Annotated in this window: 9 protein-coding genes; 8 read left to right on the top strand and 1 reads right to left on the bottom strand. The window is 69.7% G+C overall.

Translation table 11 applies throughout. The features are described 5' to 3' along the window. Positions 1-15: 15 nt before the first annotated feature. On the top strand, positions 16-1,983 hold the full coding sequence (locus VHAB30_RS24640) for a serine/threonine-protein kinase (protein ID WP_159278899.1): 1,968 nt from the start codon (positions 16-18) through the stop codon (positions 1,981-1,983). Between the two features lie 12 nt (positions 1,984-1,995). Here the strand turns inward: VHAB30_RS24640 and VHAB30_RS24635 are convergent, their stop codons facing one another. After that, positions 1,996-3,534 carry a YifB family Mg chelatase-like AAA ATPase gene (locus VHAB30_RS24635; RefSeq protein WP_159278898.1) on the bottom strand — a complete coding sequence of 513 codons (1,539 nt, stop codon included), beginning with the start codon at positions 3,532-3,534 and terminating at the stop codon, positions 1,996-1,998. Between the two features lie 217 nt (positions 3,535-3,751). On the opposite strand from VHAB30_RS24635, the gene VHAB30_RS24630 reads away from it, so the two are divergent. The 7 genes from VHAB30_RS24630 to VHAB30_RS24600 all read left to right on the top strand — a co-directional run bounded on the left by VHAB30_RS24630 (position 3,752) and on the right by VHAB30_RS24600 (position 11,816). Next, on the top strand, positions 3,752-4,618 hold the full coding sequence (locus VHAB30_RS24630) for a TorF family putative porin (RefSeq protein WP_159278897.1): 867 nt from the start codon (positions 3,752-3,754) through the stop codon (positions 4,616-4,618). 70 nt (positions 4,619-4,688) lie between these two features. After that, positions 4,689-5,027, top strand: a complete 339-nt coding sequence (glnK, locus tag VHAB30_RS24625; protein WP_056583732.1) for a P-II family nitrogen regulator — start codon at positions 4,689-4,691, stop codon at positions 5,025-5,027. A gap of 29 nt (positions 5,028-5,056) precedes the next feature. After that, positions 5,057-6,481 carry an ammonium transporter gene (locus VHAB30_RS24620; RefSeq protein WP_159278896.1) on the top strand — a complete coding sequence of 475 codons (1,425 nt, stop codon included), beginning with the start codon at positions 5,057-5,059 and terminating at the stop codon, positions 6,479-6,481. Between the two features lie 205 nt (positions 6,482-6,686). After that, entirely contained in the window at positions 6,687-7,616 is a 930-nt protein-coding gene (locus tag VHAB30_RS24615) for an SMP-30/gluconolactonase/LRE family protein (protein WP_159278895.1), read from the top strand. Between the two features lie 18 nt (positions 7,617-7,634). Beyond that, complete coding sequence (locus tag VHAB30_RS24610) at positions 7,635-8,522, top strand: LysR substrate-binding domain-containing protein (RefSeq protein WP_062482020.1); 888 nt, start codon at positions 7,635-7,637, stop codon at positions 8,520-8,522. 115 nt (positions 8,523-8,637) lie between these two features. Further along, positions 8,638-10,299: an L-lactate permease gene (locus tag VHAB30_RS24605; RefSeq protein ID WP_159278894.1), complete on the top strand. Its 1,662-nt coding sequence runs from the start codon at positions 8,638-8,640 to the stop codon at positions 10,297-10,299. A gap of 14 nt (positions 10,300-10,313) precedes the next feature. After that, entirely contained in the window at positions 10,314-11,816 is a 1,503-nt protein-coding gene (locus VHAB30_RS24600; RefSeq protein WP_159278893.1) for an FAD-linked oxidase C-terminal domain-containing protein, read from the top strand.

Genomic DNA, 11,816 nt, shown 5'->3' with positions numbered 1-11,816 from the left:
AAGAAGAGACACCCCATGACGACGCCCGCCAGCCCTAGCGCGACGCCCGACCCGCAGGAGGAGCGCCCCCATCCCCTCGGCACGGGCCACCGGCTCGACGAGTTCGAGCTGCTCGAAGTCATCGGCGAGGGCGGCTTCGGCATCGTCTACCGTGCCTACGACCACTCGCTGCAGCGCGAGGTGGCGGTCAAGGAATACATGCCCTCGATGCTCGCGCGCCGCGTGGGCGACAACAGCGTGCACGTGCGCTCCGAGCGCCTCACCGCCACCTTCGCTGCGGGCCTGCGCAGCTTCATCAACGAGGCGCGCACGCTGGCGCAGTTCAGCCATCCGGCGCTGGTGCGGGTGCATCGCTTCTGGGAGGCCAACTCCACCGCCTACATGGCGATCCAGCTGTACAAGGGCCGCACGCTGCGCCAGCTGGCCGAGAGCGAGCCGGGCACGCTGACCGAGCCCTGGCTGCTGGGCATGCTGGGGCCGTTGCTGGGCGCGCTCGACACGCTGCACCACAGCCAGTGCTTCCACCGCGACATCGCGCCCGACAACATCTTCATCCAGCAGCAGGACGACCGCCCGGTGCTGCTGGACTTCGGCGCCGCGCGCAAGTCGATTGCCGACCTGGTCGACGAGGTCGCGGTGATGGTGAAGTCGGGCTACTCGCCGATCGAGCAGTACGCCGACGACAACACGCTGCTGCAGGGCGCGTGGACCGACCTCTACGCGCTGGGCGCCGTGCTGTACCGCGCGGTGACCGGCCACCCGCCGCCCTCGGCCGTGGTGCGCAGCGTGCAGGACGCCTACGTGCCGCTGTCGTCGATGGACCGCGACGACCTGAGCCCGGCCTTCTGCGCCGCGGTCGACCACACGCTGGCCGTGCACAGCAAGGACCGCACGCAGACGGTGGCGGCCTTTGCGGCGGAGCTGGGGCTGGTGAAGCTGGGTGACCTGTACGTGGTGGACCGGTCGGCGCCGGCGGTGGTTGCAGCTGCTGCCGTGCCCGTCGCGGCGCCTGTGCCGCAGGAGCCGCCTGCACCGGAGCCGGTGGAGGAAGCGCCACCGCCCGCGCCCGAGGTGCAGCCCGTGCCTGTGGAAGCGGCGACCGCGCGCGTGCAGGCACCGCCGCCGCCTGCGCCGCCATCGCCTGTTGCACGACCGAAGAAGGCATCGAAGCGCCCGCCGTGGTTCCTCGTGGGCGCGCTGGTGCTCGCGTTGTTCGCGGTCGGCGGCTGGATCGGTTGGCGGCTGACGGCCAAGGCACCGTCCGATCCGATGATTGCGGCTGCGCCGCCGCCGGGCACGCCGATGTCCGATCCGGGCGCACCCCCGGCCGCGATGCCGCCGGCCGGCGCGACCTCCGAGGCGCCGCCGGCGTCCGCGCCCGCCGCATCGGCCAGCGCCCCGCTGAGCCCGCTCGACAACGTGCCCATCGCCGCCGCGCCCACGCCGCCTGCTGCGCCGCCGGCCGAGCCCGAGGCACAGCCCGCACCGCCCGCACAACCGGCCCAACCCGAAGCGCCGCCGCCCCCCGACCCCGCCGTGGTCGCCGAGGTGGAAGACTGGAACCTGGCCCAGGCCGAGAACACCCGCGAAGGCTACGAGGCCTACCTGCGGCGCCACCGCCGCGGCCTGCATGCGCGCGAGGCGCGCAACGCCATCGCCCAGCTCAACCGGCAGTCACCGCCGCCACCCGCTGCGGGCAGCACGAACCCCGTGCCGACCGTGATCGCGGGCGCACCGCCGGCCCCGCCACCGCCGCCGGCCGCGGCGCCCGGCATGGGCCGCGTGCAGTTCAACATCCGGCCCTGGGGCCAGGTCTTCGTCGACGGCGCGGACCGCGGCGTGAGCCCGCCGCTCAAGTCGCTGCCGCTGCGCCCCGGCATCTACACGATCGAGGTGCGCAACGGCGACCTCACGGCCTACCGCCAGCGCGTGACGGTGCAGGACAGCAAGTCCGCACCGGTGGTGAGCCACGAGTTCAAGTAAGAGGGCAGCGGGTCAAGGCGTGCCGGTGCGCAATGCGCGGCGGTACTGCACCGCCTCCGCCACGTGCGCGGCCTGCACGGCGTCCTGCCCCGCGAGGTCGGCGATGGTGCGCGCCACCTTCAGCGCGCGGTGCGTGCTGCGCGCCGACCAGCCCAGCCGCGCGGCCGCCTGCTGCAGCAGTTGGCGCGCGGCGTTGTCGAGCACGGCATGCGTGTCGATCGCGCGGCCCTGCAGCCCCTGGTTCGCATGGCCCTGGCGTTGCAGCGCGCGGTCGCGTGCGCCCACCACGCGCGCACGGATGCTGTCGGTCGATTCGCCCGCCGGCGCATCGAGCAGCTGCGGCGCCGACACGGCCGCCACCTCGATGTGCAGGTCGATGCGGTCCAGCAGCGGACCGCTGAGCTTGCCCTGGTAGCGCGCGATGCGCTCGGGCGTGCAGCGGCAGGGCTTGAGCGTGGAGCCGAGGTAGCCGCAGGGGCAGGGGTTCATCGCGGCGATGAGCTGGAAGCGCGCCGGAAACTCCGCGCGCCGGGCGGCGCGGGTGATCGTGATGGTGCCGGTCTCCAGCGGCTCGCGCAGGGCTTCGAGCGCGGCGCGCGTGAACTCGGGGAACTCGTCGAGAAACAGCACGCCGTGGTGCGCGCGCGAGATCTCACCCGGCCGTGGCGGCGAGCCGCCGCCCACCAGCGCCACCGCGCTCGCCGTGTGGTGCGGCGTGGCCGTCGGGCGGCTCATCCAGCGCTCGGGCGCCAGCCGGCCGTCGAGGCTGGCGATGGCCGCGCTCTCCAGTGCCTCGTCCACGTTCATCGGCGGCAGCAGGCCGGCGAAGCGGTGCGCCAGCATCGACTTGCCCGAGCCCGGCTCGCCCACCATGAGCAGGCTGTGGCCGCCGGCCGCGGCGATCTCGAGGGCGCGCTTGGCGCCGGTGTGGCCCTTGACGTCAGCCAGGTCGGCATAGCGCGGGGCGCCGTCGCCGGGCGCGGCGCGCACGCGGGTCCAGCCGTCGTCGGTTGCGTCGACGGGCCCGCCGCCGCTGGCGACGAACTGGCGCACCACGTCGAGCAGGTGCCGGGCGCCGTACACCTGCGCACCGGGCACCAGCGCGGCCTCCTGGGCGCTGTCCAGGGGCAGCACCAGCCGCACGGCCGTGCCTTGCGTGTAGGTGGCCACGGCCATCGCGAGCGCACCGCGCACGGGGCGCAGTTCGCCCGACAGCGACAGCTCGCCGGCGAACTCGTGGCCGGCGAGGCGGGCGTTCTCGATCTGCCCGCTGGCCGCGAGGATGCCCAGGGCAATGGGCAGGTCGAAGCGGCCCGAGTCCTTCGGCAGATCGGCGGGCGCCAGATTGACCACGATCTTCTTGTTGGTCGGAAATTCGAGCCCGGCGTTCTGGATCGCCGAGCGCACGCGTTCGCGCGCCTCCTTGACCTCGGTCTCGGCCAGCCCGACCAGCGTGAAGCTCGGCAGGCCGTTCGCCAGATGCACCTCGACCGTGACGGCGGCGGCCTCCAGGCCGAGCAAGGCGCGGCTTTGCACCAAAGACAGACTCATTTTTCTCCCTCTCCCCAAGTTGGTGCGCCTGCGACGTGCAAGCCCAGGACCGTGCAGCGTGCAAGCGTGTGCAACTGCCGGAAACAGGGCTTGTAACGATTTGGCGCTCATCGCCGGACACCTGCGCCCTCTGGCCGGGGCGGTATTCGTGCAGTTTGGCACGCTCCCTGCTTTGAGGGTGCTCAGGTCCAACAACACACTTGCGAGGAGTTCCCTGATGACGCACCGTACCGCCGCCCAGGCGTTGATCGTTCTGGCCACTGCACTGACCGCCTCGGGCGCCGCCATGGCCCAGGCCGCCGACGCCGCCGCACCGGCGCCCGCGCCCCTGCTCACGGGCAATGTCTCGCTGACCACGAACTACAAGTTCCGCGGCCAGGACCAGGACATGATCGGCAAGAACGACTACGCCAAGACCAAGGGCTTCAAGCCCGCCATCCAGGGCGGCTTCGACTACGCCTTCGGCGACAGCGGCTTCTACATCGGCAACTGGAACTCCAGCGTCAACTGGCTCAAGGGCAACAGCATCGAGAGCGACATCTACGGCGGTTACAAGTTCAAGGCCGGCCCGGTCGACATGGACGTGGGTGCGCTCACCTACATCTACCCGGGCAACTCGGTGGGCAACACCACCGAGCTGTACGTGGGCGCCACCTACGCCAACGACAGCTTCGGCTCGTTCACGGCCAAGTACTCGCACACGGTGTCCAAGGACTACTTCGGCTACGCCGGCGCCAAGACGGGCTCGGGCCTGAAGGGCCGCAACACCGGCTACCTGAACCTGGCCTACAGCAAGGAGATCGTGCCCAAGGTCACGCTCAAGGCCGCCGTCGGCTTCACCAACATGTCCAGCGACATCCGCAGCCTGGGCTACAAGAGCTACGTGGACTACAACATCGGCGCCACCTACGACTTCGGCAGCGGCCTGACGCTCACGGGCTCGGTGCAGGGCGCCAACAAGAAGTCCAACTACCAGGTCGTGGCCTACCCGGGCATCGAGATCCCCGACTTCGGCACCTTCGGCACCACCTACTACTCGCCCAACAAGGCACGCTTCATCCTCACGCTGACGAAGACGCTGTAATCGACACAACAACCAGGCGCGGCCCACGTTGCCGCGCCGCCTTTCATCCATCCAGAAGGAGCAACTCATCATGAAGCTGGTCACAGCCATCATCAAACCGTTCAAGCTCGACGAGGTGCGCGAAGCGCTCTCGGCCATCGGCGTGCAGGGCATCACCGTCACGGAAGTGAAGGGCTTCGGTCGCCAGAAGGGCCACACCGAGCTGTACCGCGGCGCCGAGTACGTGGTCGACTTCCTGCCCAAGGTGAAGATCGAGGCGGCCATCTCCGACGAGCTGGTCGACCGCGTGATCGAGGCGGTGGAAGGCGCCGCGCGCACCGGGAAGATCGGCGACGGCAAGATCTTTGTCTACAACCTCGAGCAGGTCGTGCGCATCCGCACCGGCGAAACGGGCCGCGAAGCCCTCTGATCGAGTCCTGGCCCGAAAGAACAACGACTATGAAAAAACTTCTTGTCTCTCTTGCGCTCGGCTTGAGCGTCTTCGTCGCCGGTACTTCGGCGCTGGCCCAGGCACCCGCCGCCGCCCCTGAGGCACCGGCTGCATCGGCACCTGCCGCGGCTGCGCCCGCTCCTGCAGCGGCTGCGGCACCCGCTGCAGCCGAAGCTGCGCCCGCCGCACCGGCGGCCGCCCCCGCGCCCAAGGTCGACTCCGGCGACACCGCCTGGATGCTCACCTCGACCCTGCTCGTGATCCTGATGACCATCCCCGGCCTGGCGCTGTTCTACGGCGGCCTGGGTCGTTCCAAGAACATGCTGTCGGTGCTGATGCAGGTCTTCGTGATCTTCTCGCTCATCAGCCTGCTGTGGGCCATCTACGGCTACAGCCTGGCCTTCACGGGCGACGGCAACTTCTTCGGAAGTTTCGACAAGATCTTCATGAAGGGCATCACGCAGGAGACCTTCGGCGCGCTGACCACGATTCCCGAATACGTGTTCTTCGCCTTCCAGGGCACCTTCGCGGCCATCACCGTGGCGCTGATCGTCGGCGCTTTTGCAGAACGCGCCAAGTTCTCGGCCGTGCTGCTGTTCTCGGTGATCTGGTTCACCTTCAGCTACGTGCCCATGGCCCACATCGTGTGGGGCGGCGGCCTGCTGGGCAAGGACGGCGCGCTCGACTTCGCCGGCGGCACCGTGGTGCACATCAACGCCGGTATCGCCGGCCTGGTCGGTGCCTACATGGTCGGCAAGCGCGTGGGCTACGGCAAGGAAGCCTTCACGCCGCACTCGCTCACGCTCACCATGGTCGGCGCCTCGCTGCTGTGGGTCGGCTGGTTCGGCTTCAACGCCGGCTCGGCAGGTGCGGCCAACGCCGCCGCCGGCCTGGCCTTCGTGAACACGGTGCTCGCCACCGCTGCCGCGGCCCTGTCGTGGATCCTGGGTGAGAGCCTGCACAAGGGCAAGGCCTCGATGCTGGGCGCCGCATCCGGTGCCGTGGCCGGCCTCGTGGCCGTCACCCCCGCCGCCGGTTTCGTCGGCCCGATGGGCTCGATCGTGATGGGCCTGCTGGCCGGCCTGGTCTGCCTGTGGGGCGTGGGCGGTCTCAAGCGCATGCTGGGCGCGGACGACGCGTTCGACGTGTTCGGCGTGCACGGCGTGGGCGGCATCCTGGGTGCCATCCTGACCGGCGTGTTCGCTGCCAAGGGCCTGGGCGGCACCGGCGGCCTGACCCCCGACACCTTCTCGATGGGCGCGCAGGTCTGGATCCAGGTCAAGAGCGTGCTGTTCACCATCGTGTGGTCCGGCGTGGTCGCCTTCATCGCCTACAAGATCGCCGACCTGACCCTGGGCCTGCGTGTGTCGGAAGAAGAAGAGCGCGAAGGCCTCGACATCTCGTCCCACGGCGAAACGGCTTACAACCGCTGATTCGCACACAGACAGCGGGTGGCCCGGCACGGCGCCGGCCCCCGCGCTTCAAAGACCACCACCCCCCTTTTCGATACAAAGAAGAACAACCACTCCCGGTTTTTTCAGGCGAGTCTCCTTTGGATGTTCAGCCCGCGAGCGCTTCGGCGTCAGCGGGCTTTTTTTTGCCCGCGGCCCGCGTGGCCGGGGGCACAATCGCCCCACCATGTGGACCTCCATCGAAGACAGCCTCTGCGAGCTGGGTGAATCGCCGTTCTGGCATCCGCACGAACGCGCGCTCTACTGGCTCGACATCCCGGGCCGTGCCGTGCTGCGCACGCGCGGCGAGATCGGTTCGCCCACGGCCACGGTCGAGCGATGGGCGCTGCCCACCGAGCCCGGCTGCATGGCGCCGGCACGCACGGGCGGCCTCGTGATCGCGCTGCGCGACGGCATCTACCGGGCCCGCGAGTGGGGCGGCAGCCTCGTCGCGATGGCGCGCGCGGAGCACGACGTGCGCACCATGCGCTTCAACGACGGCAAGTGCGACGTGCTCGGCCGCTTCTGGGCCGGCTCGCTCAACGAGGCCAAGGACCGCGCCAACGCCGCGCTCTACTGCTTCGACGCACGTCCGGGCGACGTCTCGCCCACCATCACGTCGATGCTGGAACACGTCACCACCGCCAACGGCCTGGCGTTCTCGCCCGACAACCGCACCCTGTACTGGGCCGACACCGCCGCGCACGTGGTGCGCGCCTGGGACTGGGACGCCGAGGCCAACACGCTGTCGCATGCGCGCGTGTTCCAGCAGTTCGATCCCAAGCCCGCGGGCTGGGTACCCAGCACGCCCACGCACTACGACGGCCGCCCCGACGGCGCCACCGTCGACGCCGCCGGCCACTACTGGGTCGCGATGTTCGAAGGCGCGCAGCTGCTGCGCTTTGCGCCCACGGGCGAGCGCGTGGCCGCCATCGCGGTGCCCGTGCAGTGCCCGACCATGCCCTGCTTCGGCGGCGACGACCTGCGCACCCTGTTCGTCACCAGCGGGCGCAAGGGCCGCCCGGCCGACGAGCTGGTGCAGCGCCCGGCCTCGGGCACCGTGCTCTCGATGCGCGTCGACACGCCGGGCCTGCCGGTGAATTTCTTCGAAGACTGAGTCGGGCCGCTGCCGAGGATGGCCCTGCACCACATCCCCCCGATCCAATGCCTGCTGACCTTCGAGGCCGTCGCGCGCCTGCGGCATGCGGGCCGCGCGGCCGACGAGCTGTGCGTGACGGCCAGCGCCGTGAGCCACCGCATCCGCCAGCTCGAGGCGCACGTGGGCTTCAAGCTCTTCGGGCGCAGCGACTTCAGCCTCACGGCCGACGGCGCGGCCTACCTGGCGAACGTGCGCGTCGGCCTGGCCGCGCTGCAGCAGGCCACGCCCGGCAGCCGTGACGCGGCGCTGCGCGCGCCGCGCCTGAGCGTGGCGGTCACGCCCACCTTCAGCCGCCAGTTTTTGATGCCGCGGCTGGAGCTCTTTCGCAACATCTACCCCGACATCGAGCTGGCGCTGCATGTGTCGATCCCGCTGCTCGACGTCACGGCCGAGCAGACCGACCTGCAGGTGCGCTACGGCATCGGCGCGTACGCGGACTGCGAGCACCGCCTGCTCATCGCCGAGGACGTGGTGCCCGCCTGCAGCCCGAGCTACCTGAACGAGTTCGGGCCCTTCGACGGCTTTCGCACCGCGGCCGAGATCGCCAGCGCGCGGCTGATCCGCAGCCCGCTCGAGCCCTGGGGCACCTGGTTCGCGAGCTGCGGCATCGACCAGCCCGAGCCGCACCTGGGCGCGCAGTTCAACGACCTGGGCCTGGTCTACGACGCGGCCGCCAGCGGCTTCGGCGTGGCGCTGGTGCGACAGAAACTGGGCGCCGCCTGGTTCGAATCGGGCCGGCTGGTGGCGCTGTCGGAACGGCCCGTGCCCTCGCCGCACCGCCACTACATCTGCTGGCAGCCGGGCACGCTGGAGCGCTGGGAGTGCGCGGCCTTCGTCGACTGGATCGTTCAGACGCTGCACTGACCGACACGCCGGCCCGACAAATTTTTATCAAGGTCCGGGCAAAAAACCTTCAATCCGGACGGCGCGCTTCTCCCTAGAGTGCGGGGCACAACAACAGCCTCCCCGGAGACAACGCATGACCTGGCAGCAGATCTACGACCCGTTCGGCAACATGATCATTTCCACAGCGCTCGCCGCGATCCCGGTGGTGGTGATGCTTGCGTGCCTCGGCTTCTTTCACATCAAGGCCCACATCGCCGCCGGCCTCGGCCTGCTGGCGGCCCTGGCCGTCGCCGTGTTCGCCTACGGCATGCCGGCCGAAATGGCCGGGCGCGCCGCGCTCTTCGGCGGCTTCACGGGCCTGCTGCCGATCGGCTGGATCGTGCTGAACATCATCTTCCTGCAGCAGCTGGCCGAACAGAACGGCAGCTTCAAGGTGCTGCAGGACTCGCTCTCGGGCATCACCGAAGACCGCCGCATCCAGCTGCTGCTGATCGCCTTCTGCTTCGGCGCGTTCTTCGAGGGCGCGGCGGGCTTCGGCACGCCGGTGGCGGTCACGGCCGGCATCCTGATCGGGCTGGGCTTCTCGCCGCTGGCCGCCTCGGGCCTCTCGCTGATCGCCAACACCGCGCCGGTCGCTTTCGGCGCGCTCGGCACGCCGGTGATCACGCTGGCCAAGGTGCACGGCTACGACCTGATGGAAGTCACCGCGATGATCGGGCGGCAGCTGCCGTTCTTCTCGCTGCTGGTGCCGTTCTGGCTGGTGTGGGCCTTCGCCGGACGCAAGGCGATGATGGAGGTGTGGCCGGCCATTCTGGTCACGGGGGTGTCGTTCGCGGTGCCGCAGTACCTGGTGTCGAACTTCATCGGCCCCGAGCTGGTCGACATCATCGCGGCCATCGTGTCGATGGCCAGCCTGGTGCTGTTCCTGCGCGTGTGGCAGCCCAAGAACGTGTGGCGCTCGCCCTCGCTGCGCGGCAAGGACGTGAGCGCGCACGAGGCCAAGCCGCCGGCGGCCATCGTCGTGCACAGCCGCGAAGCGCTGGTGCGCGCATGGATGCCCTGGGTGATCCTCTCGGTGTTCGTCTTCATCTGGGGCCTGCCGGCGGTGAAGACCGCGCTCAACGGCGTCTTCGCGCCCTCGTTCCCGATGGGCGGGCTGCACAACCTGATCGAGAAGATGCCGCCGGTGGTCACCGCGCCCACCAAGGAAGGCGCGGTGTACGTGCTGAACCTGCTGTCGGCCACGGGCACCGGCATCCTGCTGTCGGCGATCGTGAGCGCGCTGTTCATGAAGTACAACCCGATCGAGATCGTGCGCACCTTCGTGCGCACGCTCTGGATGGTGCGCTACTCGCTCATGACCATCGTGCTGATGCTCGCGCTGGGCACGCTCACGCGCTACTCGGGCACCGACACCACGCTGGGCCTGGCCTTCGCCAACACCGGCGTGTTCTATCCCTTCTTCGGCACGCTCATGGGCTGGATCGGCGTGGCCATGACGGGCTCCGACACCGCGTCGAACGTGCTGTTCGGCGGCATGCAGAAGGTCGCGGCCGACCAGCTCGGCCTGGCGCCCAACCTCATGGGCGCGGCCAACAGCTCGGGCGGCGTGATGGGTAAGATGATCGACGCCCAGTCGATCGTGGTGGCCTCCACCGCCACGCGGTGGTTCAATCACGAAGGCGACATCCTGCGCTACGTGTTCTTCCACTCGATCGCGCTGGCCTCGCTGGTCGGCCTGTACGTGACGCTGCAGGCCTATGTGTGGCCATTCACCCTGATGGTCGTCCGCTGAAAGTTGTTCCCGCCATGAATGCTCCCGTCACGACCGACCAGCACGCGCAGCTGTCGAAGGCGGAGCGCCAGGCGCAGGTGGTGCGGGCGCTGCAGGCGCACCTGCCCGCGCATGCGCTCATCTGGCACGCCGAAGACACCACGCCCTACGAGTGCGACGGCCTCACGGCCTACCGCCAGCGCCCGCTGGTGGTGGCCCTGCCCGAGACCGAGGCGCAGGTGGCCGCCGTGCTGCGCGCCTGCCATGCGCTGGCCGTGCCCGTGGTGGCGCGCGGCGCCGGCACCGGACTCTCGGGCGGCGCCATGCCGCACGCGCTGGGCGTGACGCTGTCGCTGGCCAAGTTCAACCGCATCCTGAAGGTCGACCCCGTGAGCCGCACGGCCGTCGTGCAGTGCGGCGTGCGCAACCTCGCCATCAGCGAAGCCGCCGCGCCTTTCAACCTCTATTACGCGCCCGACCCGTCGAGCCAGATCGCCTGCACCATCGGCGGCAACGTGGCCGAGAACTCGGGCGGCGTGCACTGCCTGAAGTACGGCCTCACGCTGCACAACGTGCTGCGCGTGCGCGGCTTCACGGCCGAGGGCGAAGCGATCGAGTTCGGCGGCGAGGCGCTCGATGCGCCGGGGCTCGACCTGCTCGCGCTGGCCATCGGCAGCGAAGGCATGCTGGCCGTGACCACCGAGGTCACGGTCAAGCTCGTGCCCAAGCCGCAGCTGGCGCGCTGCATCATGGCCAGCTTCGACGACGTGCGCAAAGCCGGCGACGCGGTCGCGGCCGTGATTGCGGCGGGCATCATCCCGGCCGGCCTGGAGATGATGGACAAGCCCATGACCGCCGCCGTCGAAGACTTCGTGCACGCGGGCTACGACCTCGACGCCGCCGCCATCCTGCTGTGCGAGTCGGACGGCACGCCGGAAGAGGTCGAAGAAGAAATCGGCCGCATGACCGACGTGCTGCGCGGCTGCGGCGCCACCGCCATCGCCGTGAGCACCAGCGAAGACGAGCGCATGAAGTTCTGGAGCGGCCGCAAGAACGCCTTTCCGGCGTCGGGCCGCATCAGCCCCGACTACATGTGCCTGGACTCGACCATCCCGCGCAAGCGGCTCGCCGACATCCTGCTGGCGATCCAGGAGATGGAGAAGAAGTACAACCTGCGCTGCTGCAACGTGTTCCACGCGGGCGACGGCAACCTGCATCCGCTGGTGCTGTTCGACGCCAACGACCCCGACGAGCTGCACCGCTGCGAGCTGTTCGGCGCCGACATCCTCGAGACCAGCGTCGCCATGGGCGGCACCGTCTCGGGCGAGCACGGCGTGGGTGTCGAAAAACTCAACAGCATGTGCGTGCAGTTCACCGCGGCCGAGAACGAGCAGATGTTCGGCATCAAGCGCGCCTTCGACCCCGCCGGGCTGCTCAACCCCGGCAAGGTGATTCCCACGCTGCAGCGCTGCGCCGAGTACGGCAAGGAAGTGGTGCGCGGCGGCCGGCTGGCGCATCCCGACCTGCCGAGATTCTGA

Source organism: Variovorax boronicumulans, from assembly GCF_009811375.1.
Classification (GTDB): domain Bacteria; phylum Pseudomonadota; class Gammaproteobacteria; order Burkholderiales; family Burkholderiaceae_C; genus Variovorax; species Variovorax boronicumulans.
The sequence above is the reverse complement of the archived record's forward strand: the minus strand, read 5'-3'. Positions and strand labels throughout refer to the sequence as shown.

What these genes read in the sequence shown, in the direction of transcription:
- VHAB30_RS24630 (WP_159278897.1), top strand. Translation starts at nt 3,752, where the DNA reads ATGACGCACCGTACCGCCGCCCAGGCGTTGATCGTTCTGGCCACTGCA.
- VHAB30_RS24605 (WP_159278894.1), top strand. Translation starts at nt 8,638, where the DNA reads ATGACCTGGCAGCAGATCTACGACCCGTTCGGCAACATGATCATTTCC.
- VHAB30_RS24620 (WP_159278896.1), top strand. Translation starts at nt 5,057, where the DNA reads ATGAAAAAACTTCTTGTCTCTCTTGCGCTCGGCTTGAGCGTCTTCGTC.
- VHAB30_RS24635 (WP_159278898.1), bottom strand. Translation starts at nt 3,534, where the DNA reads ATGAGTCTGTCTTTGGTGCAAAGCCGCGCCTTGCTCGGCCTGGAGGCC.
- VHAB30_RS24600 (WP_159278893.1), top strand. Translation starts at nt 10,314, where the DNA reads ATGAATGCTCCCGTCACGACCGACCAGCACGCGCAGCTGTCGAAGGCG.
- VHAB30_RS24640 (WP_159278899.1), top strand. Translation starts at nt 16, where the DNA reads ATGACGACGCCCGCCAGCCCTAGCGCGACGCCCGACCCGCAGGAGGAG.
- VHAB30_RS24615 (WP_159278895.1), top strand. Translation starts at nt 6,687, where the DNA reads ATGTGGACCTCCATCGAAGACAGCCTCTGCGAGCTGGGTGAATCGCCG.
- VHAB30_RS24610 (WP_062482020.1), top strand. Translation starts at nt 7,635, where the DNA reads ATGGCCCTGCACCACATCCCCCCGATCCAATGCCTGCTGACCTTCGAG.
- glnK (WP_056583732.1), top strand. Translation starts at nt 4,689, where the DNA reads ATGAAGCTGGTCACAGCCATCATCAAACCGTTCAAGCTCGACGAGGTG.